At 61.7% G+C, this 25,723-nt stretch carries 18 protein-coding genes and 4 tRNA genes; 21 read left to right on the top strand and 1 reads right to left on the bottom strand.

The annotated features are described in order from the left end of the window. The coding region (locus AB4Y31_RS27655; protein ID WP_368676821.1) for a hypothetical protein at positions 1–204 on the bottom strand (204 nt) is incomplete at its 3' end. 23 nt (positions 205–227) lie between these two features. On the opposite strand from AB4Y31_RS27655, the gene AB4Y31_RS27660 reads away from it, so the two are divergent. From AB4Y31_RS27660 to rpsJ, 21 genes are all read left to right on the top strand, one after another. After that, a tRNA-Tyr gene (locus AB4Y31_RS27660) sits at positions 228–313 on the top strand. A 37-nt stretch (positions 314–350) separates the two neighbouring features. Continuing rightward, positions 351–424 (top strand) — tRNA-Gly (locus AB4Y31_RS27665). Between the two features lie 16 nt (positions 425–440). Beyond that, a tRNA-Thr gene (locus AB4Y31_RS27670) sits at positions 441–515 on the top strand. A gap of 62 nt (positions 516–577) precedes the next feature. Beyond that, the gene (gene tuf / locus AB4Y31_RS27675; protein ID WP_368676822.1) at positions 578–1,768 is read left to right on the top strand and encodes an elongation factor Tu; all 1,191 of its coding nucleotides are present in this window, start codon (positions 578–580) and stop codon (positions 1,766–1,768) included. A gap of 62 nt (positions 1,769–1,830) precedes the next feature. Beyond that, a tRNA-Trp gene (locus AB4Y31_RS27680) sits at positions 1,831–1,906 on the top strand. A 34-nt stretch (positions 1,907–1,940) separates the two neighbouring features. Then, positions 1,941–2,321 (top strand): preprotein translocase subunit SecE, encoded by a 381-nt coding sequence (gene secE / locus AB4Y31_RS27685; protein ID WP_107153018.1) that lies wholly within the window; start codon positions 1,941–1,943, stop codon positions 2,319–2,321. A 1-nt stretch (position 2,322) separates the two neighbouring features. Further along, positions 2,323–2,883, top strand: a complete 561-nt coding sequence (gene nusG, locus AB4Y31_RS27690) for a transcription termination/antitermination protein NusG (RefSeq protein ID WP_018442866.1) — start codon at positions 2,323–2,325, stop codon at positions 2,881–2,883. A gap of 156 nt (positions 2,884–3,039) precedes the next feature. Continuing rightward, complete coding sequence (gene rplK, locus AB4Y31_RS27695) at positions 3,040–3,471, top strand: 50S ribosomal protein L11 (protein WP_018442865.1); 432 nt, start codon at positions 3,040–3,042, stop codon at positions 3,469–3,471. Further along, positions 3,472–4,170 (top strand): 50S ribosomal protein L1, encoded by a 699-nt coding sequence (gene rplA / locus AB4Y31_RS27700; protein WP_018442864.1) that lies wholly within the window; start codon positions 3,472–3,474, stop codon positions 4,168–4,170. Positions 4,171–4,548: 378 nt separating this feature from the next. Continuing rightward, positions 4,549–5,046, top strand: a complete 498-nt coding sequence (gene rplJ / locus AB4Y31_RS27705; protein WP_026230078.1) for a 50S ribosomal protein L10 — start codon at positions 4,549–4,551, stop codon at positions 5,044–5,046. 84 nt (positions 5,047–5,130) lie between these two features. Then, positions 5,131–5,511 (top strand): 50S ribosomal protein L7/L12, encoded by a 381-nt coding sequence (gene rplL / locus AB4Y31_RS27710; RefSeq protein ID WP_018442862.1) that lies wholly within the window; start codon positions 5,131–5,133, stop codon positions 5,509–5,511. A gap of 391 nt (positions 5,512–5,902) precedes the next feature. Beyond that, positions 5,903–10,009 carry a DNA-directed RNA polymerase subunit beta gene (rpoB, locus tag AB4Y31_RS27715; RefSeq protein ID WP_368676823.1) on the top strand — a complete coding sequence of 1,369 codons (4,107 nt, stop codon included), beginning with the start codon at positions 5,903–5,905 and terminating at the stop codon, positions 10,007–10,009. Between the two features lie 21 nt (positions 10,010–10,030). Continuing rightward, complete coding sequence (gene rpoC, locus AB4Y31_RS27720) at positions 10,031–14,275, top strand: DNA-directed RNA polymerase subunit beta' (RefSeq protein ID WP_018442860.1); 4,245 nt, start codon at positions 10,031–10,033, stop codon at positions 14,273–14,275. 329 nt (positions 14,276–14,604) lie between these two features. Further along, positions 14,605–18,006: a hypothetical protein gene (locus tag AB4Y31_RS27725; protein ID WP_368676824.1), complete on the top strand. Its 3,402-nt coding sequence runs from the start codon at positions 14,605–14,607 to the stop codon at positions 18,004–18,006. A 256-nt stretch (positions 18,007–18,262) separates the two neighbouring features. Further along, positions 18,263–18,454, top strand: coding sequence for an STY0301 family protein (locus tag AB4Y31_RS27730; RefSeq protein WP_368676825.1), 192 nt, complete (start codon positions 18,263–18,265; stop codon positions 18,452–18,454). 131 nt (positions 18,455–18,585) lie between these two features. Then, positions 18,586–20,433: a DNA helicase RecQ gene (recQ, locus tag AB4Y31_RS27735; RefSeq protein WP_368676826.1), complete on the top strand. Its 1,848-nt coding sequence runs from the start codon at positions 18,586–18,588 to the stop codon at positions 20,431–20,433. Between the two features lie 194 nt (positions 20,434–20,627). Then, positions 20,628–21,008 (top strand): 30S ribosomal protein S12, encoded by a 381-nt coding sequence (gene rpsL, locus AB4Y31_RS27740; protein WP_018442855.1) that lies wholly within the window; start codon positions 20,628–20,630, stop codon positions 21,006–21,008. Positions 21,009–21,162: 154 nt separating this feature from the next. Next, entirely contained in the window at positions 21,163–21,633 is a 471-nt protein-coding gene (gene rpsG / locus AB4Y31_RS27745; RefSeq protein WP_008343817.1) for a 30S ribosomal protein S7, read from the top strand. Positions 21,634–21,784: 151 nt separating this feature from the next. Further along, entirely contained in the window at positions 21,785–23,887 is a 2,103-nt protein-coding gene (fusA, locus tag AB4Y31_RS27750; protein ID WP_368676827.1) for an elongation factor G, read from the top strand. A gap of 78 nt (positions 23,888–23,965) precedes the next feature. Then, positions 23,966–25,156: an elongation factor Tu gene (gene tuf, locus AB4Y31_RS27755; protein ID WP_368676822.1), complete on the top strand. Its 1,191-nt coding sequence runs from the start codon at positions 23,966–23,968 to the stop codon at positions 25,154–25,156. Positions 25,157–25,342: 186 nt separating this feature from the next. Continuing rightward, the gene (gene rpsJ / locus AB4Y31_RS27760; RefSeq protein ID WP_006998489.1) at positions 25,343–25,654 is read left to right on the top strand and encodes a 30S ribosomal protein S10; all 312 of its coding nucleotides are present in this window, start codon (positions 25,343–25,345) and stop codon (positions 25,652–25,654) included. Positions 25,655–25,723: the final 69 nt, after the last annotated feature.

The raw sequence follows: 25,723 nt of genomic DNA on the forward strand, positions 1-25,723 counted from the left end.
CCGAACAGGACCGTGAAACGACTCCACGCCGATGATAGTGCGGATCCCCGTGTGAAAGTAGGTAATCGTCAGGCTCCCCAACCCCATCAAACCCCCGCCAGCTCTCGCTCGCGGGGGTTTGTGCTTTAGCGCACCAAAATAGGTATAAGTGAGGGCGTCGAGAAATGGCTTGGCTGCACTATGCTTGACATAGTCGGCGGTCACCGTCATAATCGTCCGTTCTCTGCGGAGGGGTGCCCGAGTGGCTAAAGGGGGCAGACTGTAAATCTGTTGGCTTACGCCTACGTTGGTTCGAATCCAACCCCCTCCACCAGAATGCAATGGTGAGTGGCAGGAATCGCATGGCCCAAGCGGGTGTAGCTCAATGGTAGAGCAGAAGCCTTCCAAGCTTACGACGAGGGTTCGATTCCCTTCACCCGCTCCAATGCCAAGAAGTACCTGCCCATGTGGCTCAGTGGTAGAGCACTCCCTTGGTAAGGGAGAGGTCGGCAGTTCGATCCTGCCCATGGGCACCAGAGAGTGTCAGTGATAGTTTGCGTGCGGCGCAACATACGGTAAATCCTCTTAGGAGTCGAACATGGCTAAAGGCAAGTTTGAGCGGACCAAGCCGCACGTGAACGTCGGCACGATCGGTCACGTGGATCATGGCAAGACGACGCTGACGGCGGCGATCACGACGATTCTGTCGCAAAAGTTCGGCGGCGAAGCGAAGGCGTACGACCAGATCGACGCGGCGCCGGAAGAAAAGGCGCGCGGCATCACGATCAACACGGCGCACGTGGAGTACGAGACGGCCAACCGTCACTACGCGCACGTGGACTGCCCGGGTCACGCGGACTACGTGAAGAACATGATCACGGGCGCGGCGCAGATGGACGGCGCGATCCTGGTGTGTTCGGCCGCGGACGGCCCGATGCCGCAAACGCGCGAGCACATTCTGCTGGCGCGTCAGGTCGGTGTGCCGTACATCATCGTGTTCCTGAACAAGTGCGACATGGTCGATGACGCGGAGCTGCTCGAGCTGGTGGAAATGGAAGTGCGCGAGCTGCTGTCGAAGTACGACTTCCCGGGCGACGAGACGCCGATCGTGAAGGGGTCGGCTAAGCTGGCGCTCGAAGGCGACAAGGGCGAGCTGGGCGAGCAGGCGATCATGAGCCTGGCCGATGCGCTGGATACGTACATCCCGACGCCGGAGCGCGCGGTGGATGGCACGTTCCTGATGCCGGTGGAAGACGTGTTCTCGATCTCGGGTCGCGGCACGGTGGTGACGGGTCGCGTGGAGCGCGGCATCGTGAAGGTGGGCGACGAAATCGAGATCGTGGGGATCCGGGCGACGGCGAAGACGACGTGCACGGGCGTGGAAATGTTCCGCAAGCTGCTGGACCAGGGGCAAGCGGGCGACAACGTGGGTATCCTGCTGCGCGGCACGAAGCGCGAGGAAGTGGAGCGCGGTCAAGTGCTGGCCAAGCCGGGCTCGATCACGCCGCACACGCACTTCACGGCCGAGGTGTACGTGCTGTCGAAGGACGAAGGCGGTCGTCACACGCCGTTCTTCAACAACTACCGGCCGCAGTTCTACTTCCGTACGACGGACGTGACGGGCTCGATCGAGTTGCCGAAGGACAAGGAAATGGTGATGCCGGGCGACAACGTATCGATCACGGTGAAGCTGATTGCGCCGATCGCGATGGAAGAAGGTCTGCGCTTCGCTATCCGTGAAGGCGGTCGTACCGTCGGCGCCGGTGTCGTCGCGAAGATCATCGAGTAAGCCAGTCCCGTCTCGTTGATCAGTGGTTTCGGGGTTGGCGGCAAGCCAGCCCCAAATGGTTTAGGGGTATAGCTCAACTGGCAGAGCGTCGGTCTCCAAAACCGAAGGTTGGGGGTTCGATTCCCTCTGCCCCTGCCAACTTTCTGCGCGTAGTAGGCGCAAATAAGGTGTTATGGCGAATCCTTCCGTCGAAGCTGTGGATACTTCCAGCGACAAATTGATGCTTATCGCGGGCGTACTGCTTTTCTTGGCCGGATTCGTTGCTTTCTTCTGGCTGAGTGGCCAGGAATGGTATGTGCGCGGTGCGGCCTTGGTGGTCGGCATCGCCGCGGGTGTTGTGGTCGGTCTGTTCTCCTCCCCCGGTAAGAGCTTCATCGCTTTCGCCAAGGACTCCTACAAAGAAGTTCGCAAGGTCGTCTGGCCGACTCGCAAAGAAGCGACGCAGACCACGCTCGTGGTCTTCGGCTTCGTGCTCGCAATGGCGGTCTTTCTTTGGGTTAGCGATAAGTCCATCGAATGGGTCATTTTCTCGGCGATTCTGGGTTGGAAATGATATGAGCGGCGATACTCCGGCATCCCCGAGCGGCAAACGTTGGTACGTCGTGCACGCCTACTCCGGCATGGAGAAGAGCGTGCAACGCGCGCTTCAGGAGCGCATCGAACGCGCCGGCATGCAAGACAAGTTCGGCCAGATTCTCGTTCCGACTGAAGAAGTCGTCGAAGTCAAGGGCGGTCACAAATCGGTGACGGAACGCCGCTTCTTCCCCGGCTACGTGCTCGTCGAGATGGAAATGACCGACGAAACCTGGCACCTCGTGAAAAACACGGCCAAGGTCACGGGCTTCGTCGGCGGGGCGCGCAATCGCCCGAGCCCGATTTCCCCGCGGGAAGTCGAAAAGATCATGTCGCAGATGCAAGAGGGCGTGGAGAAGCCGCGTCCGAAGACATTGTTCGAGGTCGGCGAAATGGTGCGCGTCAAAGACGGCCCCTTCACGGACTTCAACGGCAGCGTCGAAGAGGTCAACTACGAGAAGTCGCGCGTCCGCGTTTCCGTCACCATTTTCGGTCGCGCCACGCCTGTCGAGTTGGAATTCGGACAGGTCGAAAAGCTGTAATCGAATTTCGTGCGGATTGCCCGCGCGCGGGCAGTCCCTTCAGCGCTTACGGTCCGCTCAATGACCGTTGAGGAGCGTCAGTAGCCGCAAGCATCGAAGCGACGAACGCGCGTTATCACTCACCGAACGCCCACGCGTTCCAACGAGGTTGTCCAAATGGCAAAGAAAATTATCGGCTTTATCAAGCTGCAGATTCCTGCAGGTAAAGCCAACCCGTCGCCGCCGGTCGGTCCGGCACTGGGCCAGCGCGGCCTGAACATCATGGAGTTCTGCAAGGCGTTCAACGCGCAGACCCAGTCGATGGAGCCGGGTCTGCCCGTCCCCGTCGTCATCACCGCGTTCGCCGACAAGAGCTTCACGTTCATTCTGAAGACGCCGCCGGCCACGGTGCTGATCAAGAAGGCCGCGAAGGTCGACAAGGGCTCGAGCAAGCCCCATACCGACAAGGTCGGCAAGATCACGCGCGCCCAGGCAGAAGAAATCGCCAAGACGAAGATGCCGGATCTCACGGCAGCCGACTTGGATGCCGCGGTCCGTACGATCGCCGGCAGCGCCCGCTCGATGGGCATCACCGTGGAGGGCGTGTAAATGGCTAAGGTTTCGAAGCGTTTGCAGGCATTCGCAAACAAGGTCGATCGTCAGAAGCTCTACCCGATCGAGGAAGCGCTCGTGCTCGTCAAGGAATGCGCGACGGCGAAGTTCGATGAGTCGATCGACGTGGCCGTGCAGCTCGGCATCGATGCGAAGAAGTCGGATCAGGTCGTGCGTGGCTCCGTCGTGCTGCCGGCCGGTACCGGCAAATCGGTGCGAGTCGCCGTCTTCGCGCAAGGCGAAAAGGCCGAGCAGGCCCGCGCCGCCGGCGCCGAGATTGTCGGCATGGAAGACTTGGCCGAGCAGATCAAGGGCGGCAACCTGAACTTCGACGTGGTGATCGCGTCGCCGGACACGATGCGTGTGGTCGGTACACTCGGTCAGATCCTCGGTCCGCGCGGCCTGATGCCGAACCCGAAGGTCGGCACCGTGACGCCCGACGTCGCCACCGCCGTGAAGAACGCGAAGGCCGGTCAGGTGCAGTTCCGCGTCGACAAGGCAGGGATCATCCACGCTACGATCGGCCGTGCCTCGTTCGAGCCGAGCGCGCTGCGCACCAACCTGTCGGCGCTCGTCGAAGCGCTGCAAAAGGCGAAGCCGGCGTCGAGCAAGGGCGTGTACCTGCGCAAGATCGCGGTGTCGAGCACGATGGGTGTCGGCGTACGCGTCGATCAAACATCGCTCGCCGCGCAGTAAGCAGTCACCGCGGAATAGCGCAAGGTAGTAAAGAATCTATCGTGCCGGCAGGCAAGGCCACTCAGGTAGTCGGAAAAGCCGGTAGCCGGCGCGATATTTAAGTGCTTTGGGCGGTCGCGGGAAGCGGAAGTTCGCCTCTCTCGGCCGGTTGTCAAAGACCGTTGGCGGAAGTGCAGCAGTTGGGCATTTCCTTAATCCCAAAGCCAACGCAGATGGCGAACCCGAACAGTTTTGCAGTGATGAAGCCGACCGCCGGCTGCAGCGATGCGAAGGCGGATGGTCGAAATACTCCTAACACGTCGGACGCCGTTGTTGAACGCGGCACGCAAGGTTCGATTGAAGCAATCGCACCGCGTGTGTCGAATTTGGAGGTTGACCGTGCCACTCAACAAGGAAGATAAGCAGGCCGTCGTGGCTGAGGTTTCCGCGCAGGTTGCGAAAGCCCAGTCCATGGTGCTGGCCGAGTATCGTGGAATCACGGTTGGCGATCTGACGAAGCTGCGCGCGAAAGCGCGCGAGCAGCAGGTGTACCTGCGCGTGTTGAAGAACACGCTGGCGCGTCGCGCCGTCGAAGGTACCCCGTTTGCTCCGCTGGCTGAGCAGATGACCGGTCCTCTGATCTACGGCATCTCCGAAGATGCCATTGCCGCGGCAAAAGTCGTCAACGACTTCAGCAAAGGCAATGACAAGTTGATCATCAAGGCCGGTTCCTACGAAGGCAAGGTGATGGACAAGGCTGGCGTGCAAGCGCTCGCCAACATCCCGAGCCGCGAGGAACTGCTCTCGAAGCTGCTGTTCGTCATGCAGGCGCCTGTTTCGGGCTTTGCGCGCGCGCTCGCCGCGCTCGCCGAGAAGAAGCAGGGCGAAGCCGCCTGAGCTTGCTCAGGCCACGCATGAGGGACGGCGGCCGGGCGTAACTGATCGCTGGCTGTATCCGAATTCAATTTAGGAGTATTTCAAATGGCAATCGCAAAAGAAGACATCCTCGAAGCCGTTGGCGCGATGTCGGTGCTGGAACTGAACGAGCTCGTCAAGGCGTTCGAAGAGAAGTTTGGCGTGTCGGCCGCTGCCGTGGCAGTGGCGGGCCCGGCGGGTGCTGGCGGCGGCGCGGCCGCGGCGGCGGAAGAGCAGACCGAATTCACGGTCAACCTGCTCGAAGCCGGCGCGAACAAGGTCTCCGTCATCAAGGCCGTTCGCGAACTGACGGGCCTGGGCCTGAAGGAAGCGAAGGACCTCGTCGACGGTGCACCGAAGCCCGTCAAGGAAGCGGTGCCCAAGGCTGCCGCCGAAGAAGCGAAGAAGAAGCTCGAAGACGCCGGCGCGAAGGCAGAGATCAAGTAACATCCTGCGCGCTGTGCGAAGGCTGGCGGTATTTCCACCGCCGGCCTTTTTGTGCTTTGTGGGGACTATGTTTTTGCGACGTGCGAGCGCCGCGACATGGGCCCCAGAGGCCAAAGAAAATTGCCCATCGGCCGCGCCTCGGCCAGCTCGATCGGCATTTTTCTTTGTCTTCTGAAGCGACTGCAGAAGGCAAGTTTGGTCGGGCAACGGAACGCAGTATTCAAAAGCAGCAGGCTCCGTTGCCGTCAGCCAGCGGTTGGTAGCGGCCAACCACCAAGCTTCTAGGCTCGTTCAAGCCTTAGGACGGCCATCGGGTCTCAGTCGGTGAACACTCGGGTTCTCAAATCTTGGCCACACGCCTCGACAATGCCCGCCGTGATTCGGAGATCGTATGCAATATTCCTTCACCGAGAAGAAGCGCATTCGCAAGAGTTTCGCGAAGCGCCCCATCGTTCACCAAGTACCTTTCCTGCTGGCCACCCAGCTTGAATCATTCAGCACGTTTCTGCAAGCGGAAGTGCCCGCTTCGCAACGCAAGCCCGAAGGTTTGCAGGCGGCGTTCACCTCCGTTTTCCCGATCGTTTCGCACAATGGCTTCGCGCGCCTCGAGTTCGTGAGCTATGCGCTGTCGGCACCTGCGTTCAACATCAAGGAATGCCAGCAGCGCGGCCTCACCTATTGCTCGGCGCTGCGCGCCAAGGTGCGTCTCGTCATTCTCGACAAAGAGTCGCCGAGCAAGCCCGTCGTCAAGGAAGTGAAGGAGCAGGAAGTCTACATGGGCGAAATTCCGCTCATGACGCCGACCGGCTCGTTCGTCATCAACGGCACCGAGCGTGTCATCGTCTCGCAGCTGCACCGTTCTCCGGGCGTGTTCTTCGAGCACGACAAGGGCAAGACGCACAGCTCGGGCAAGCTGCTGTTTTCCGCGCGGATCATTCCGTACCGCGGCTCGTGGCTCGACTTCGAATTCGACCCGAAGGACATCCTCTATTTCCGCGTCGACCGTCGCCGCAAGATGCCGGTCACGATCCTCTTGAAGGCGATCGGCCTGACGCCCGAGCAGATCCTCGCGAACTTCTTCGTCTTCGACAACTTCGCGCTGATGGGCGAAGGCGCGCAAATGGAGTTCGTGCCCGAGCGTCTGCGCGGTGAAGTCGCGCGCTTCGACATCACCGATCGCGATGGCAAGGTCATCGTCCAGAAGGACAAGCGGATCAATGCGAAGCACATTCGCGACCTCGAAAACGCGAAGACCAAGTACATCTCGGTGCCCGAGGACTATCTGATCGGCCGCGTTCTCGCAAAGAACGTCATCGACAGCGAGACGGGCGAAGTGATCGCGAACGCGAACGAAGAGATCACCGAAAGCACGCTGCAAAAGCTGCGCGAGGCGAAGGTCAAGGACATCCAGACGCTCTACACGAACGATCTGGATCAGGGCGCATACATTTCGTCGACGCTGCGTATCGACGAGACGGCCGACAAGACGGCCGCGCGTATCGCGATCTACCGGATGATGCGTCCGGGTGAGCCGCCGACGGAAGAAGCGGTCGAAGCGCTCTTCAATCGTCTGTTCTACAGCGAAGAGGCTTACGATCTCTCGAAGGTCGGCCGTATGAAGTTCAACCGTCGCGTGGGCCGTGAAGAGATCACGGGCCCGATGACGCTGAACGACGACGACATCCTCGCGGCGATCAAGATCCTCGTCGAGCTGCGCAACGGCAAGGGCGAGGTCGACGACATCGACCACCTCGGCAACCGGCGCGTGCGCTGCGTCGGCGAGCTCGCGGAGAACCAGTTCCGCGCGGGTCTCGTGCGTGTCGAGCGCGCGGTCAAGGAGCGTCTCGGCCAGGCCGAGAGCGAAAACCTGATGCCGCACGATCTGATCAACTCGAAGCCGATTTCGTCGGCGATCCGCGAGTTCTTCGGCTCGTCGCAGCTCTCGCAGTTCATGGACCAGACGAACCCGCTCTCGGAGATCACGCACAAGCGCCGCGTCTCCGCGCTCGGTCCGGGCGGTCTCACGCGCGAGCGCGCGGGCTTCGAGGTGCGCGACGTGCACCCGACGCACTACGGCCGTGTGTGCCCGATCGAAACGCCGGAAGGTCCGAACATCGGTCTTATCAACTCGCTCGCGCTTTATGCGCACCTGAACGAGTACGGCTTCCTCGAGACGCCGTACCGGAAGGTCGAAGACGGCAAGGTCACGAACCAGATCGATTACCTCTCGGCGATCGAAGAAGGGCGCTACGTGATCGCGCAGGCGAACGCGGCGGTGTCCGACGACGGCACGCTGACCGACGAGCTCGTTTCGTCGCGTGAAGCGGGCGAAACGCTGATGGTCACGCCGGATCGCATCCAGTACATGGACGTCGCGCCGTCGCAGATCGTCTCGGTCGCGGCTTCGTTGATTCCGTTCCTCGAGCACGACGACGCGAACCGCGCGCTGATGGGCTCGAACATGCAGCGGCAGGCTGTGCCGTGTCTGCGTCCCGAAAAGCCGGTCGTCGGCACGGGTATCGAGCGCACGGTGGCGGTCGACTCGGGTACGACGGTGCAGGCGCTGCGCGGCGGTCAGGTCGACTATGTCGACGCGGGCCGTATCGTCATTCGCGTGAACGACGATGAAGCGGTTGCCGGTGAAGTCGGTGTGGACATCTACAACCTGATCAAGTACACGCGTTCGAACCAGAACACGAACATCAACCAGCGTCCGATCGTGAAGGTCGGCGACCGCGTCACGCGCGGCGACGTGCTCGCCGACGGCGCATCGACGGATCTCGGCGAGCTCGCGCTCGGCCAGAACATGCTGGTCGCGTTCATGCCCTGGAACGGCTACAACTTCGAGGACTCGATCCTGATCTCCGAGAAGGTCGTGGCCGACGATCGCTATACGTCGATCCACATCGAAGAGCTCAACGTCGTCGCTCGCGATACGAAGCTCGGACCTGAGGAAATCACACGCGACATCTCGAACCTCGCGGAAGTGCAGCTCTCGCGTCTCGACGAGTCGGGCATCGTCTACATCGGCGCCGAAGTCGAGGCGGGCGACGTCCTCGTCGGCAAAGTGACGCCCAAGGGCGAAACGCAGCTCACGCCGGAAGAGAAGCTCTTGCGTGCGATCTTCGGCGAGAAGGCCTCGGATGTGAAGGATACGTCGCTGCGCGTGCCGTCGGGCATGAGCGGCACCGTGATCGACGTCCAGGTGTTCACGCGCGAAGGCATTCAGCGCGATAAGCGCGCTCAGCAGATCATCGACGATGAGCTGAAGCGCTACCGCCTGGATCTCAACGACCAGCTTCGCATCGTCGAGGGCGACGCGTTCCACCGTCTCGCACGCATGCTCGACGGCAAGGTCGCGAACGGCGGTCCGAAGAAGCTCGCGAAGGGCACGAAGATCGATCAGGCGTACCTCGAGGATCTCGACCACTACCACTGGTTCGACATTCGCCTCGCCGACGAAGACGCGGCCGCTCAGCTCGAAGCGATCAAGGATTCGCTCGAACAGAAGCGTCACCAGTTCGATCTTGCGTTCGAAGAGAAGCGCAAGAAGCTCACGCAGGGCGACGAGCTGCCGCCGGGCGTGCTGAAGATGGTGAAGGTGTACCTCGCGGTGAAGCGCCGCCTGCAGCCTGGCGACAAGATGGCGGGCCGTCACGGCAACAAGGGCGTCGTGTCGAAGATCGTGCCGATCGAAGACATGCCGTACATGGCCGACGGCCGTCCCGCCGATGTCGTGCTGAACCCGCTCGGCGTGCCGTCGCGGATGAACGTCGGTCAGGTGCTCGAAGTGCATCTCGGCTGGGCGGCGAAGGGTCTCGGCTGGCGCATCGGCGAGATGCTGCAGCGTCAGGCGAAGGTCGAAGAGCTGCGCGTGTTCCTGACGAAGCTCTACAACGAGTCGGGCCGTGCCGAGGAGCTCGACGGCTTCTCCGACGACGACATCATCGAGCTCGCGAAGAACCTGCGCGAAGGCGTGCCGTTCGCGACGCCGGTGTTCGACGGTGCGACGGAGCACGAGATGTCGAAGATGCTCGACCTCGCGTTCCCGGACAACGTTGCCCAACAGCTCGGCATGACCAAGTCGAAGAACCAGGTGCGCCTCTATGACGGCCGTACGGGCGAGGCATTCGAGCGCCCGGTGACGGTCGGCTACATGCACTACCTGAAGCTGCACCACTTGGTGGACGACAAGATGCACGCCCGTTCGACCGGTCCGTACTCGCTCGTGACTCAGCAGCCGCTGGGCGGTAAGGCGCAGTTCGGCGGTCAGCGCTTCGGTGAGATGGAAGTCTGGGCGCTCGAAGCGTACGGTGCGTCGTATGTGCTGCAGGAAATGCTGACGGTCAAGTCGGACGACGTGACGGGCCGGACCAAGGTCTACGAGAACCTGGTGAAGGGCGACCACGTGATCGACGCCGGCATGCCCGAGTCGTTCAACGTGCTGGTGAAGGAAATCCGGTCGCTCGGTATCGATATCGATTTGGACCGGAACTAATAGGACTATTGGAGAAAAGCGATGAAAGCTTTGCTCGATCTATTCAAGCAAGTCCAACAAGAAGAAGTTTTCGATGCGATCAAGATCGGTCTTGCCTCGCCCGACAAGATCCGTTCGTGGTCGTTCGGTGAAGTCAAGAAGCCCGAGACGATCAACTACCGCACGTTCAAGCCCGAGCGCGACGGCTTGTTCTGCGCGAAGATCTTCGGCCCGATCAAGGACTACGAGTGCTTGTGCGGCAAGTACAAGCGGCTCAAGCACCGTGGCGTGATCTGCGAGAAGTGCGGCGTCGAAGTGACGCTCGCGAAGGTGCGCCGTGAGCGCATGGGCCATATCGAGCTCGCCTCGCCCGTTGCGCACATCTGGTTCCTGAAGTCGCTGCCGTCTCGTCTCGGCATGGTGCTCGACATGACGCTGCGCGACATCGAGCGCGTGCTTTATTTCGAAGCGTATGTAGTGATCGATCCGGGCATGACGCCGCTGAAGGCGCGTCAGATCATGACCGAAGAGGATTACTACAACAAGGTCGAGGAGTACGGCGACGAATTCCGCGCCGAAATGGGCGCGGAAGGCGTGCGCGAACTGCTGCGCGCGATCAACATCGACGAGCAGGTCGAGCAGCTTCGCACCGAGCTCAAGAACACGGGCTCCGAAGCGAAGATCAAGAAGTTCGCGAAGCGCCTGAAGGTTCTCGAGGCATTCCAGCGCTCGGGCATCAAGCCCGAGTGGATGGTCCTCGAAGTTTTGCCGGTGCTGCCGCCCGAACTGCGCCCGCTCGTGCCGCTCGACGGCGGCCGGTTCGCGACGTCGGACCTCAACGACCTCTATCGCCGCGTGATCAACCGTAACAACCGGTTGAAGCGCCTGCTCGAGCTGAAGGCGCCTGAAATCATCGTCCGCAACGAAAAGCGGATGCTGCAGGAAGCCGTCGACTCGCTGCTCGACAACGGCCGCCGCGGCAAGGCGATGACGGGGGCGAACAAGCGTCCGCTGAAGTCGCTCGCCGATATGATCAAGGGCAAGGGCGGTCGTTTCCGTCAGAACCTGCTCGGCAAGCGTGTCGACTACTCGGGCCGTTCGGTCATCGTGGTCGGCCCGACGCTGAAGCTGCATCAGTGCGGTCTGCCGAAACTGATGGCGCTCGAGCTCTTCAAGCCGTTCATCTTCAACAAGCTCGAAGTGATGGGCGTGGCGACGACGATCAAAGCGGCGAAGAAGGAAGTCGAGAACCAGACGCCGGTCGTGTGGGACATCCTCGAAGAGGTGATCCGCGAGCACCCGGTGATGCTGAACCGCGCGCCGACGCTGCACCGTCTCGGCATTCAGGCGTTCGAGCCCGTGCTGATCGAAGGCAAGGCCATTCAGCTGCACCCGCTCGTTTGCGCGGCGTTCAACGCCGACTTCGACGGCGACCAGATGGCCGTGCACGTGCCGCTGTCGCTCGAAGCGCAGATGGAAGCGCGCACGCTGATGCTCGCGTCGAACAACGTGCTGTTCCCGGCCAACGGCGATCCGTCGATCGTGCCGTCGCAGGACATCGTGCTCGGCCTGTACTACGCGACGCGCGAAGCCGTCAACGGCAAGGGCGAAGGCATGTCGTTCACGGGCGTGTCGGAAGTCCTGCGCGCGTATGAAAACAAGGAAGTCGAGCTCGCTTCGCGCGTGAACGTGCGGATCACCGAAATGGTGGCGAACGAGGATACGTCCGAAGGCGCGCCGAAGTTCGTGCCGAAGATCACGCTCTATCCGACGACGGTCGGCCGCGCGATCCTCTCGGAGATCCTGCCTCCGGGCCTGCCGTTCTCGGTGCTCAACAAGCCGCTCAAGAAGAAGGAAATCTCGCGCCTCATCAACACGGCGTTCCGCCGTTGCGGTTTGCGCGAGACTGTTATCTTCGCCGACCAGCTGATGCAGTCGGGCTTCCGCCTGGCGACGCGCGCCGGCATTTCGATCTGCGTCGACGACATGCTCGTGCCGCCGCAAAAGGAAGTGATCGTCGGCGATGCCGCGAAGAAGGTGAAGGAGTACGACCGTCAGTACATGTCGGGTCTCGTCACCGCGCAAGAACGCTACAACAACGTCGTCGACATCTGGTCGGCCACGTCGGAAGCGGTCGGCAAGGCGATGATGGAGCAGCTCTCGACGGAACCCGTTACCGATCGCGACGGCAATGAGGTGCGTCAGGAGTCGTTCAACTCGATCTACATGATGGCCGACTCGGGCGCGCGCGGTTCCGCCGTGCAGATCCGTCAGCTCGCCGGGATGCGCGGTCTGATGGCGAAGCCGGACGGCTCGATCATCGAGACGCCGATCACGGCGAACTTCCGCGAAGGCTTGAACGTGCTGCAGTACTTCATCTCGACGCACGGCGCACGTAAGGGTCTGGCCGATACGGCGCTGAAGACGGCGAACTCGGGCTACCTCACGCGTCGTCTCGTCGACGTGACGCAAGACCTCGTCGTCACCGAAGACGATTGCGGCACGAGCAACGGCGTCGCGATGAAGGCGCTCGTCGAAGGCGGTGAAGTCGTCGAAGCGCTGCGCGACCGGATCCTCGGCCGCGTGGCCGTGGCGGACGTCGTCAACCCCGAGACGCAGGAGACGCTTTACGAATCGGGCACGCTGCTCGACGAAGTGGCCGTCGAAGAGATCGAGCGCCTCGGCATCGACGAAGTGCGCGTGCGCACGCCGCTCACGTGCGAAACGCGCTATGGCTTGTGCGCATCTTGCTACGGCCGCGACCTCGGCCGCGGCTCGCTCGTGAACGTCGGCGAAGCGGTCGGCGTGATCGCGGCGCAATCGATCGGCGAACCGGGCACGCAGCTCACGATGCGTACGTTCCACATCGGTGGCGCGGCGTCGCGTGCGGCTGTTGCGTCGTCGGTCGAAGCGAAGAGCAACGGTACCGTGCGCTTCACGTCGACGATGCGCTACGTGACGAACGCGAAGGGCGAGCAAATCGTCATTTCGCGTTCGGGCGAAGCGATGATCGCCGACGATCACGGCCGCGAGCGCGAGCGTCACAAGGTGCCGTACGGCGCGACGCTGTTGCAGCTCGACGGTGCGCAGATCAAGGCCGGCACGCAGCTCGCGACGTGGGATCCGCTGACGCGTCCGATCATCACCGAGTACGGCGGTACGGTGAAGTTCGAGAACGTCGAGGAAGGCGTTACGGTCGCCAAGCAGATCGACGATGTGACGGGTCTTTCGACGCTCGTCGTCATCGACGCGAAGCGCCGCGGCTCGCAAGCGGGCAAGAGCGTGCGTCCGCAGGTGAAGCTGCTCGACACAACCGGCGAAGAAGTGAAGATCCCCGGCACCGAGCATTCGGTGCAGATCGGCTTCCAGGTCGGCGCGCTGATCACCGTGAAGGACGGCCAGCAGGTGCAGGTCGGTGAAGTGCTTGCGCGTATTCCGACGGAATCGCAGAAGACGCGTGACATTACCGGCGGTCTGCCGCGTGTGGCCGAGCTCTTCGAAGCGCGATCGCCGAAGGACGCCGGCATTCTCGCGGAAGTCACGGGCACCGTGTCGTTCGGCAAGGACACGAAGGGCAAGCAGCGCCTCGTCATCACGGATCTCGAAGGCAACCAGCACGAGTTCCTGATCGCGAAGGAAAAGCAGGTCCTGGTCCACGACGGTCAGGTTGTCAACAAGGGCGAAATGATCGTCGACGGTCCTGCCGATCCGCACGACATCCTGCGTCTGCAGGGCGTCGAGGCGCTCTCGCGCTACATCGTGGACGAAGTGCAGGACGTGTACCGTCTGCAGGGCGTGAAGATCAACGACAAGCACATCGAAGTCATCGTGCGTCAGATGCTGCGCCGCGTGCAGATCGTCGATAACGGCGATACGCGCTTCATCCCGGGCGAACAAGTCGAGCGGTCCGACATGCTCGACGAGAACGACCGGATGACGGCGGAAGACAAGCGCCCGGCCACGTACGAGAACGTGCTGCTCGGTATCACGAAGGCGTCGCTCTCGACCGATTCGTTCATCTCGGCTGCATCGTTCCAGGAAACGACGCGCGTGCTGACCGAGGCGGCGATCATGGGCAAGCGCGACGACCTGCGCGGTCTTAAGGAGAACGTGATCGTCGGTCGCCTGATTCCGGCCGGTACGGGCCTTGCGTTCCATAAGGCGCGCAAGATCAAGGAAGCGTCCGATCGTGAGCGTTACGATCAGATCGCGGCCGAAGAAGCGTTCGAGTTCGGCACGCCCGAGACACCTGTCGAGGAGCCGCAGCAGCAGCATCCGACGGAGTAAGCCGCGGCGGCGTATGCCGCTCGGCCGATTCCACGGTGAAACCGCTCAGTCGCGAGGCTGGGCGGTTTTTTTTTGTGGCGCGCCCGGCGTAGCCCCTTCCCAATCAGCGTGGCGCGAGGTGGGCGCTGAGCCCGCGTCTTTTCCTACCGCACTGTCACGATCGGTGGTCGATCAAGAAAATTCCAAATTGTAGAAATCCAGCCTGATTTCCGAAAGAAGAGCTAGCGTCATCTATCTATTCTGTGCGGGCGCCAACACGCAACGATCTTAGCGACCGCACGCCTGGCAAACGAAGATTCGAGGGGCGAGCGCATTCAAACAGGCTTCCAGTGAGAATCAGTCAATCATCGCCTCGCCCCGTCAACGAAAACGGACATGACGAAGCGTTGCCCAATCCATTGCAGGCACAACAGCAGGGGGGCGAGCATGCAGCCGCTGATCCTATGCCCGATCAACCCGATTCGCCGGGCCTCGTTCCACTTGCTGCGGAAGAAGTAAGGATAAAGGCGCTCGTCGCAGAAGGGATGGAGCCGCGCTCAAAGCGGTCCGTTGCCGGTCGGTCAGACAGTAGTGACATCAAGCCGGCAATCGCGGCCGTCGCCAAGCGTGATCGGATTGTATCCCTGACGATAGATAAGAACTCGCCCGCATGGGGCAAGCTGTTTGAGATTCAGACAGCGACTCAGGCGTTGCTGGCCGCGGCCGACACACAGCATAAAGAGCAAGGTTTGGCCGTCGCCGAAGGCTTCATCGAGCGATTGTTGGACCCGAACGGCGAGCGAGCGCGATCGCTACCTCCCGAAATTTCGCAAGTGGTCGATAGCGAAGGGAAGCGACAGCGACTGTCCGAATTCGCTGCTCTGCTTTACTGCGCCGCTCGCGCAAAGGTCTCGCCCTCGAGCCGAGAGATAACGCTGGATGGGGATGCCGCACTCGAGGTGTTCAACGCTGCGCTTGAGGGCGAGGCGCTCGGGCACTTCATGTTCGAGCGCCCTTCCCTACCTGAGCAAGAGTTACAAGACAAGATTTATTTCGACGGCAACGCGCTTGTCAATGCTCTCGGCAAGAGCGTCTCACAGCTCGCGGAGGAGCCGTCGCTCTTGAGCATTCCCGCCTATGCCCGATTGAGTGCGACCGAACGACGCGCTGCAGTCGAGAAATTCTTGGACGAGCGCGGGTTGGATTACCAATATCCGATCGGCAGCATGGAGAATGCCATGGCCAGCGTGCTCAAGGCTTCGGCGCTTGCGCGTGGCAACCCGGTCCCGGATCGTTACGCCACTGAAGCCGACGTCTATCGCGCCTTTATAGTGCTCGTCGACGATTGGCAGCAGGCAGACGGAACCTTGATTGACCCGCGAGTCCTCCTCGGAATCAATCTCGCCAAAACGAGAGGCGTTACCCTCGCCGGCGATACTCCGGAGGAACGGTTTGCCGACCTGCATCGGTATATCAACGATGTCCTGACGACAGAATGCAGTGGGCCACCGCGCTTTGATGAGCGCGCCGCCACGCTCGAAATCCTGATAGAGGAGAGCGGCCTGAGCGCGGCTCAACTCACCCGGCCGTTGCAGGCGACCGGAAAGAGCATGCTCGATACGTTTCTCGATCAGTGCAAACAAACGCCCAATGGGGATGTCGTCCTGACCACGGACAACGGTTCCCAGATCTTTGTTCCATCCGCTCCTGGCAAAGTGAAAAAAGCCGAGTCGACGTTCCGGACTCACGACCAATTCAACACACCCTACTTCAGGGCCGCGGCTCGCCTTCGGCTGCGCACCATCGATAAGGTTCCACAGACGGATGCGGCCGTCGAGGCCATACTGGCGGAGCTTGCGAAGACCGCTCAGAAGCAGGAGCGCGACTCACAGAGGGCCGCCGCCGTCAGCAGGGCAATGGAGAAACATCCTCCCGTTCTGGTAGACCCCTTGGTCGGTCCTACGGTAAACGCCGTCAACTGGATCTTGGCGCGGGTGAAGGACTTCGACTCAGAGAGGGGGACGAATATCAGGCACTGGCTGGATAACATGCCTATCCTCTCGAGCGTTATTGGTTTTGCCGAAGGGGTCAAGACCGGCAACTTGGAGCAGATCATCAACTCTGTGCCGGTGGTCGGGAACGCCTATAACATGGTGGAGGGCCTTCGCACGGGCGACCACGAGCGTTTCGGGATGGCGGTGGTTACGATGATTCCTGTCGTTGGATCGGGCGTGACTATCGCCGACGGCATCGCCAACGATGATACGGCTCAAGTGGTGGGTGGAGCCTTGGGCCTCGCGCTCGACATCGCGCCCTTTGTCAAAGGCAAATCTGGAGGCCTTCGCAAGCTGGTCTCCTACTCCGCCGTGGACGAGGCACGCATGACTTCGCGTACGATCCCGCTCGAGGGGATTTCTCGCCCACTTCAAATGCAGGTGAACCAGAGCCTGATCGCACTGAAGGATCTTGGGTTTGCCCCCGACGCCGCGGCGCTAAAAGTCGCTAGGGTGAAACTACCTGGCAAACCGGCTCTAAATCCCGTCCCATCCATATCGGTGATTCCCTCGGTCGATGCCGTTCGGCTTGCGAAGAAGCTGCAGGGTTACGAAGTCGGGACGCGACCTCCTATGTTGCAGCGAACCGCCTCTGGCATGCTCTGGGACCCTTCCACCGCTGCGCATTACGCCGAGTTCGAAGGCAACCTGTATCGGCTCGCTCCCGATAGGGCAAAAACCACGCCGCAACGGCCGATCTGGAACGTCGTTTCCCCGGACGGCTCCAACAGGTTAGTGACCGCCCGTCTCGAATACATATTCGATAAGGATGTGGAGGTGGGCCAGTGGCGGGATGCGAAGAACCTTCCCGGCCTCAAGGGCGGCAACCCGGACGGGGAAACCGGGGCGCATGGCGTCGATACCAATGCGTATGATGAGAGAGGATACTTCAAGGTGGAGCTGGCGCGAGAGCGCGTCGAGAAAATTGAAACGTATAACCGAGACAAGCGGCTCGGGCTCGATGACGACGTTATCAGCCTGTCCCTTCAGTTGGATCCGATGGAGCGGCTGAAGGAAGAGGGACGTCGTGAGAAGCAGGCGCTAGTTGAGAAAAAAGAGCTCTTGAAAAAAGCATCAACTGATAGCGAAAAAAGCTGGCTCGTTGACGCAATATCGGTTCATAAAAGTCGGTTCAACGAGAAGGCAGCGCAGTACGGCGACTTGTCGCTCAAGTTTAGCTTAGCGCTGGAGAAAGTCGGCAGGAAAGTCAACGACAAACTTGATCACGTAACCAGGATTGAGAGCACCGTCAAGTCCGTGGTGGATGGCGTACAGTCCGGACGATCATCTGAGGGCGGCACGGTAATGCGTCTGATGTCGAAAGCGGAGGCCGACGATATCAAGGGTTCTGGCGAGTTGAGGCAGGGTGAAAGCTCTTTCGAGCAGCATAAGTGGTTTTACACTGACCGAACCAAACCTCCGATCCAGAGTAAGCCTTCGCCATACCGACTTGAGATCGACGTTCCAAAGAGCTTCGTTGACAAGATTCGCGACGTGGGTAGCAACAACCCAAACGGAACGTCCGACGCGTTCCGGGTGAAGCTGGGACCAACAGATGAGTACCCGGATGCGCCTACGCGCGAGGAGGGAGCATTCGGCGTTCAAACGTATGGGCTTCCAGAGTTCTCGCGTCTTCTCGAAAAACGCCCCTGGAAGATCGTGAATACCCAAACTGGCAAGGTCTATTTCAGCAAGTAGACCCACATGCTGATGGTGTGGGGAGGGGCGCGGCAACATGGCGGCCCCTATGCCTTCTCTGGCAAGGCTCCCGAGGACTGATCAACCGTCCCCGCGCGGAGTCGATTCGCCTCGCGCACCGCCGCGATGAAAGCGTCCTGCGCTCCGGCTGCGATACGCCGCTGGACCTCCTTGGCGGCCACGACGCCGTCCGCCATCGACGTCGCGCAGCACGGATGCATTCGCTGATTTTCTATGATCCCACTAGGTCTTATAGGTGGAATGGCCAGTCGACAGTTGGACGTTTCCTGACTCACCAAACGGGTACTGGATAGCATGCGAATATGCGGGGACAAGCGTGCTAGTGGCGAGGCCGCTCGGCAAGGAGACGCGGGCTTGTACCGTCGAGTACGGCGGCCGGTTCTCGAACCCCGTTGCAAACACCTGGCATTGCACAGCCGCCCGGTGATACCGTTTGCCCCGTTTGCGGGCCGCGCGATCTGCCGATCGGCCAACGCGCGCATTCCGGGCGGCCTCACCGCGCCACGCGTTGTTAGAATTGCGCCATCCGCAGCCAGTCGCAGCCCTTCTCACCATTTCATGTCACGCCCGCTCGAAATCCTCAACGAAGTCTTTGGTTATCCCGCTTTCAGAGGGCAGCAGCGCGATATTGTCGAACACGTGGCCGGTGGCGGCGATTGTCTCGTCCTCATGCCGACGGGCGGCGGCAAGTCGCTGTGCTATCAGATTCCTTCGCTCGTGCGCAGCGAGGCAGGCCTCGGCGCGGGCATCGTCGTCTCGCCGCTGATCGCGCTGATGCAGGATCAGGTCGCCGCGCTCACCGAGCTTGGCGCGCGCGCCGCTTTCCTGAATTCGACGCTCTCCGGCGCCGAGGCGGCCGCGACAGAACGCGCGCTACGCAACGGCGAAATCGATCTGCTCTACGTCGCGCCCGAGCGCCTGATGACGCCGCGGTTTCTCGATCTGCTCGAGCGCACGCGCGTCGCTCTGTTCGCCATCGACGAGGCGCATTGCGTGTCTCAATGGGGACACGATTTCCGGCCCGAGTACATCCAGCTGTCGGTGCTGCACGAGCGGTTCCCATCGGTGCCGCGCATCGCGCTGACGGCCACAGCCGACGCGATCACGCGCGAGGAGATCGTTCACCGCCTCGCGCTCGACGACGCGCGCATCTTCGTTTCGAGCTTCGATCGCCCGAACATCCGCTATCGGATCGTCGAAAAGGACAATGCGCGCGCGCAACTGCTCGACTTCATCCGCGCCGAGCATACGAATGCCGACGGCACGACCGACGCCGGCGTCATCTACTGCCTGTCGCGCCGCAAGGTCGAGGAGACGGCCGAATGGCTCAAAGCGCAGGGCATACGCGCGCTGCCGTACCACGCCGGCATGCAGTTCGAGATGCGGCAGCGCCATCAGGAGATTTTCCAGCGAGAGGAAGGCGTCGTGATCTGCGCGACGATCGCGTTCGGCATGGGCATCGACAAGCCCGACGTGCGCTTCGTCGCCCACCTCGATTTGCCGAAGAGCGTCGAGGGCTACTACCAGGAGACGGGCCGCGCGGGCCGCGACGGCTTGCCCGCGAACGCGTGGATGGCCTATGGCCTTGGCGATGTCGTGCAGCAGCGCAAGATGATCGACGAGTCCGATGCCGACGATGCGCACAAGCGGGTCCAAACGGCCAAGCTCGAGGCGCTCCTCGGTCTTTGCGAGACGATCTCCTGCCGCCGCGTGCGGCTGCTCGACTACTTCGGCGAAACGAGCGCACCGTGCGGCAATTGCGACGTCTGCCTCGAGCCGCCTGCCTCGTGGGACGCGACGCGCGAGGCACAAATGGCGCTCTCGTGCGCGTTCCGCGCCCAGCGCGCGAGCGGCTTCAACTTCGGAGCGGGGCACCTGATCGACGTTTTGCGCGGCAATCGCACGGAGAAGGTGCTGCAGCGCGGCCATGAGTCCCTCAGCACGTTCGGGATCGGAGCAAGCCTTTCCGAAGCCGAATGGCGTGCCGTTTTCCGGCAACTGGTGGCGTTCGGCTACCTCGCCGTCGACCACGGCGGGTTCGGGGCGCTGGTGCTGACGGAGGCGAGTAAGCCCGTGCTGAAGGGGGAGCGAACGGTCACCCTGCGTCCTTATGCAAAACCGCAGCGCACGCGCCAGGCTTCCGGGCGCTCGGCGCAACGAGCCGACCCCACGGCCGGCATGGCACCGCGCGAGCGCGCCCGCTGGGAGCGGCTGCGCGTCTGGCGTACCGATACGGCGAAGCGCGACGGGGTGCCGGCCTACGTCATTTTTCACGATGCCACCCTTGCCGAGATCGCACGCAGCTCGCCGGACTCGATCGACGATCTGCGCCAGATACCGGGCATCGGCGCGCGCAAACTGGAGCGCTTCGGGGGCGAATTGCTCGAAGTCGTCGCCGCCGACTGAGCGCCCCGCCGCGGCAACGCTCGCAAACTATTGACGCGCTTGACGTTTTTGCCATATCATGCCGGGTTCCTGTTCGTGGCTTTTGGTATCGCTCGCCCCGAACGGGAGAAGAAGGCTTAGGTTTGGACGCAGGCGCGCTGCTGCTTTGCCCGGCAAGGCGTCGCGTCGGTTTTGATTAATTTCGGGAATACACAATGCCAACCATCAATCAATTGGTTCGCAAAGGCCGTGCTTCGGAAGAGACGAAGAGCAAGAGCCCGGCCCTGCAGAACTGCCCTCAGCGTCGCGGTGTGTGCACGCGTGTGTACACCACGACGCCGAAAAAGCCGAACTCGGCGCTTCGTAAGGTCGCCAAGGTTCGACTGACGAACGGCTTCGAAGTCATTTCGTACATCGGTGGTGAAGGCCACAACCTGCAGGAGCACTCGGTCGTACTGATTCGCGGCGGCCGTGTGAAGGACTTGCCGGGTGTGCGTTACCACATGGTCCGTGGCTCGCTCGATACGCAAGGCGTCAAGGATCGTAAGCAGGCTCGCTCGAAGTACGGCGCGAAGCGCGCAAAGGCTGCGAAGTAAGCAGCAGGAAGCAATCAAAAGCGGTGGTGCCGGAATTGCCGGTGCTGTCGAGTAAGTGGTCACCCGGCCAAGCTGGTTTGTCGTGCGATCGATCGGGTTAGTTGGTGGCCGCGGGGCGTGCAAGCGCTCCAACTGAAACGTCAAAGGAAGAAACATGCCGCGTCGTCGCGAAGTTCCCAAGCGGGAAGTGTTGCCGGATCCGAAGTTCGGCAACGTTGATGTAGCTAAGTTCATGAACGTGTTGATGCTCTCGGGCAAGAAGTCGGTGGCCGAGCGCATCGTTTATGGCGCTTTTGAGCAAATCCAGACCAAGGGTGGCAAGGACCCGCTGGAAGTGTTCACGGTGGCGCTCAACAACGTGAAGCCGGTGGTCGAAGTGAAGAGCCGGCGCGTTGGTGGGGCGAACTACCAGGTTCCGGTCGAAGTGCGTCCGTCGCGTCGTATGGCATTGGCGATGCGCTGGTTGCGTGAGGCCGCGAAGAAGCGCAGCGAGAAGTCGATGGCTCTGCGTCTCGCCGGTGAGTTGCAAGAAGCCGCGGAAGGTCGCGGCGGCGCGATGAAAAAGCGCGACGAAGTGCACCGGATGGCCGAGGCCAACAAGGCGTTCTCGCATTTCCGTTTCTAACAACGCGCTTGCGGCGGCCTTCCCGGTCTGCTCGCAGGCGAAATCAAGCGGAAATACTTTCCGGGCGGGTGCGCTTTTCAGCGCCTCGCCCGTTTGTGTTAGGGCGCGAAGACTTTTCGAGATGCTTCGCGCGATCCAATAGAGGATAAAAGTGGCTCGTAAGACACCCATCGAGCGCTACCGCAATATCGGTATTAGCGCTCACATCGACGCCGGCAAGACGACGACGACCGAGCGCATTCTGTTTTACACCGGCGTGAACCATAAGATCGGCGAGGTTCACGACGGCGCGGCGACCATGGACTGGATGGAGCAGGAGCAGGAGCGCGGCATCACCATCACGTCCGCTGCGACGACGGCCTTCTGGAAGGGCATGGGCAACAACTATCCGGAGCACCGGATCAACATCATCGACACCCCGGGGCACGTCGACTTCACGATCGAAGTCGAGCGCTCCATGCGCGTGCTCGACGGTGCCTGCATGGTCTATTGCGCCGTGGGCGGCGTGCAGCCGCAATCGGAAACGGTCTGGCGCCAGGCCAACAAGTACAAGGTGCCGCGTCTCGCGTTCGTCAACAAGATGGACCGCACCGGCGCAAACTTCTTCAAGGTCTATGACCAGTTGAAGCTGCGCCTGAAGGCGAACCCGGTGCCCGTCGTCGTGCCGATCGGCTCGGAAGAGAACTTCAAGGGCGTCGTCGATCTGCTGAAGATGAAGGCGATCATTTGGGACGAGGCCTCGCAAGGCACGAAGTTCGACTACGTCGACATCCCGGCCGAGCTCGTCGATACCTGCAACGAGTGGCGCGAGAAGATGATCGAATCGGCCGCCGAGGCGAGCGAAGAGCTGATGGAGAAGTATCTCGGCGGCGAAGAGCTCACGGAAGCGGAGATCGTCAAGGCGCTGCGCGACCGTACGATCGCCTGCGAAATCCAGCCGATGCTGTGCGGCACCGCGTTCAAGAACAAGGGCGTGCAGCGCATGCTCGACGCCGTGATCGACTTCCTGCCGTCGCCGGTCGACATTCCGCCGGTGAAGGGCGAGCTCGAAAGCGGCGAATCGGCCGAGCGCAAGGCGTCGGACGACGAGAAGTTCTCGGCGCTCGCGTTCAAGATCATGACGGACCCGTTCGTCGGCCAGCTGATCTTCTTCCGCGCCTATTCGGGCGTCGTCAACTCGGGCGACACGGTCCTGAACTCGACGAAGGGCAAGAAGGAGCGCATCGGCCGGATTCTGCAGATGCACGCGAACCAGCGCGAGGAAATCAAGGAAGTGCGCGCGGGCGACATCGCCGCGGCCGTCGGCTTGAAGGAAGCGACGACGGGCGATACGCTCTGCGACCCGGCGCATCCGATCGTGCTCGAGCGCATGATCTTCCCTGAGCCCGTGATCTCGCAGGCGGTCGAGCCGAAGACGAAGGCCGACCAGGAAAAGATGGGCATCGCGCTCAATCGTCTTGCGCAGGAAGATCCGTCGTTCCGCGTGCAGACGGACGAAGAGTCGGGCCAGACGATCATCTCGGGCATGGGCGAGCTCCACCTCGAAATTCTGGTGGACCGCATGAAGCGTGAGTTCGGCGTCGAAGCGACGGTCGGCAAGCCGCAAGTCGCGTATCGTGAAACGATCCGCGCGACGGCGACGGACGTCGAAGGCAAGTTCGTCAAGCAATCGGGCGGTCGCGGCCAGTACGGTCACGCGGTCATCACGCTCGAGCCGCACGAGCAGGGCAAGGGCTACGAGTTCCTGGACGAGATCAAGGGCGGTGTGATTCCTCGCGAATACATCCCGGCGGTCGACAAGGGTATCCAGGAGACGTTGAAGAGCGGCGTGCTCGCGGGCTTCCCCGTCGTCGACGTGAAGGTTCATCTGACGTTCGGTTCGTACCACGACGTGGACTCGAACGAAAATGCGTTCCGGATGGCCGGCTCGATGGCGTTCAAGGAAGCGATGCGCCGCGCGAGCCCGGTTCTCCTCGAGCCGATGATGGCTGTCGAAGTGGAGACGCCGGAAGACTACATGGGCAACGTGATGGGCGATTTGTCGGGCCGCCGCGGTATCGTCCAGGGCATGGAAGACATGGTCGGCGGCGGCAAGATCGTCCGTGCGGAAGTGCCGCTTTCGGAAATGTTCGGCTACTCGACGTCGTTGCGCTCACTCACGCAGGGCCGCGCGACGTACACGATGGAGTTCAAGCATTACGCCGAAGCGCCGCGCAACGTTGCCGAAGCGATCATCAGCGCGAAGGCGAAGTAAGCCCGAAGTTGCTCGCGCAGTGACTCGAATACCGGCTGAGCATTCTCATCGATACTTTATTTTTGAAAGAAGCGAATCATGGCAAAAGGTAAGTTTGAGCGGACCAAGCCGCACGTGAACGTCGGCACGATCGGTCACGTGGATCATGGCAAGACGACGCTGACGGCGGCGATCACGACGATTCTGTCGCAAAAGTTCGGCGGCGAAGCGAAGGCGTACGACCAGATCGACGCGGCGCCGGAAGAAAAGGCGCGCGGCATCACGATCAACACGGCGCACGTGGAGTACGAGACGGCCAACCGTCACTACGCGCACGTGGACTGCCCGGGTCACGCGGACTACGTGAAGAACATGATCACGGGCGCGGCGCAGATGGACGGCGCGATCCTGGTGTGTTCGGCCGCGGACGGCCCGATGCCGCAAACGCGCGAGCACATTCTGCTGGCGCGTCAGGTCGGTGTGCCGTACATCATCGTGTTCCTGAACAAGTGCGACATGGTCGATGACGCGGAGCTGCTCGAGCTGGTGGAAATGGAAGTGCGCGAGCTGCTGTCGAAGTACGACTTCCCGGGCGACGAGACGCCGATCGTGAAGGGCTCGGCGAAGCTGGCGCTCGAAGGCGACAAGGGCGAGCTGGGCGAGCAGGCGATCATGAGCCTGGCCGATGCGCTGGATACGTACATCCCGACGCCGGAGCGCGCGGTGGATGGCACGTTCCTGATGCCGGTGGAAGACGTGTTCTCGATCTCGGGTCGCGGCACGGTGGTGACGGGTCGCGTGGAGCGCGGCATCGTGAAGGTGGGCGACGAAATCGAGATCGTGGGGATCCGGGCGACGGCGAAGACGACGTGCACGGGCGTGGAAATGTTCCGCAAGCTGCTGGACCAGGGGCAAGCGGGCGACAACGTGGGTATCCTGCTGCGCGGCACGAAGCGCGAGGAAGTGGAGCGCGGTCAAGTGCTGGCCAAGCCGGGCTCGATCACGCCGCACACGCACTTCACGGCCGAGGTGTACGTGCTGTCGAAGGACGAAGGCGGTCGTCACACGCCGTTCTTCAACAACTACCGGCCGCAGTTCTACTTCCGTACGACGGACGTGACGGGCTCGATCGAGTTGCCGAAGGACAAGGAAATGGTGATGCCGGGCGACAACGTATCGATCACGGTGAAGCTGATTGCGCCGATCGCGATGGAAGAAGGCCTGCGCTTCGCTATCCGTGAAGGCGGTCGTACCGTCGGCGCCGGTGTCGTCGCGAAGATCATCGAGTAAAATCGACGATTTGCTTCGGGAATCCCGCTCGGCATGGTCGAGCGGGCACCCGCGGCAAACCAGCAGTCTGTCGCTGTGTAGTGCAAAACCAGGGGCCTGGTGCGGGCTGCCGAGTTCGGCGCCCGGCCCTACGTTCTTTCATCAATCCGGCGGTGCAAGGCCGCCTCGCTCTTTCAAGGAATCGTCATGCAGAACCAGAAAATCCGCATTCGCCTGAAGGCATTCGACTATCGCCTGATCGATCAGTCGGCAGCCGAAATCGTCGACACGGCAAAGCGGACTGGTGCGATCGTCCGTGGCCCCGTGCCCCTGCCGACGCGCATCCAGCGTTTCGACATCCTGCGTTCGCCGCACGTCAACAAGACGTCGCGCGATCAGCTCGAAATCCGCACCCACCAACGGCTGATGGACATCGTCGATCCGACGGACAAGACCGTCGACGCGCTGATGAAGCTCGATCTGCCGGCCGGCGTGGACGTCGAGATCAAGCTGCAATAAGGTTTTCGTGCCGTCGCCGGCCCGCTCGGTCTCGTTGTGCGGCGCCGACGGCGGTAAGTCTTTGATTGC

Origin of the sequence: Trinickia sp. EG282A (assembly GCF_040965455.1) — a bacterium.
GTDB lineage: Bacteria > Pseudomonadota > Gammaproteobacteria > Burkholderiales > Burkholderiaceae > Trinickia > Trinickia symbiotica.

Bases quoted from the DNA above. Each gene is read 5' to 3' on its own strand.
- rpsJ (WP_006998489.1), top strand. From the start codon at position 25,343: ATGCAGAACCAGAAAATCCGCATTCGCCTGAAGGCATTCGACTATCGC.
- rpoC (WP_018442860.1), top strand. From the start codon at position 10,031: ATGAAAGCTTTGCTCGATCTATTCAAGCAAGTCCAACAAGAAGAAGTT.
- rplK (WP_018442865.1), top strand. From the start codon at position 3,040: ATGGCAAAGAAAATTATCGGCTTTATCAAGCTGCAGATTCCTGCAGGT.
- rplA (WP_018442864.1), top strand. From the start codon at position 3,472: ATGGCTAAGGTTTCGAAGCGTTTGCAGGCATTCGCAAACAAGGTCGAT.
- rpsG (WP_008343817.1), top strand. From the start codon at position 21,163: ATGCCGCGTCGTCGCGAAGTTCCCAAGCGGGAAGTGTTGCCGGATCCG.
- rplL (WP_018442862.1), top strand. From the start codon at position 5,131: ATGGCAATCGCAAAAGAAGACATCCTCGAAGCCGTTGGCGCGATGTCG.
- secE (WP_107153018.1), top strand. From the start codon at position 1,941: ATGGCGAATCCTTCCGTCGAAGCTGTGGATACTTCCAGCGACAAATTG.
- recQ (WP_368676826.1), top strand. From the start codon at position 18,586: ATGTCACGCCCGCTCGAAATCCTCAACGAAGTCTTTGGTTATCCCGCT.
- tuf (WP_368676822.1), top strand. From the start codon at position 578: ATGGCTAAAGGCAAGTTTGAGCGGACCAAGCCGCACGTGAACGTCGGC.
- tuf (WP_368676822.1), top strand. From the start codon at position 23,966: ATGGCAAAAGGTAAGTTTGAGCGGACCAAGCCGCACGTGAACGTCGGC.
- rpoB (WP_368676823.1), top strand. From the start codon at position 5,903: ATGCAATATTCCTTCACCGAGAAGAAGCGCATTCGCAAGAGTTTCGCG.
- rpsL (WP_018442855.1), top strand. From the start codon at position 20,628: ATGCCAACCATCAATCAATTGGTTCGCAAAGGCCGTGCTTCGGAAGAG.
- nusG (WP_018442866.1), top strand. From the start codon at position 2,323: ATGAGCGGCGATACTCCGGCATCCCCGAGCGGCAAACGTTGGTACGTC.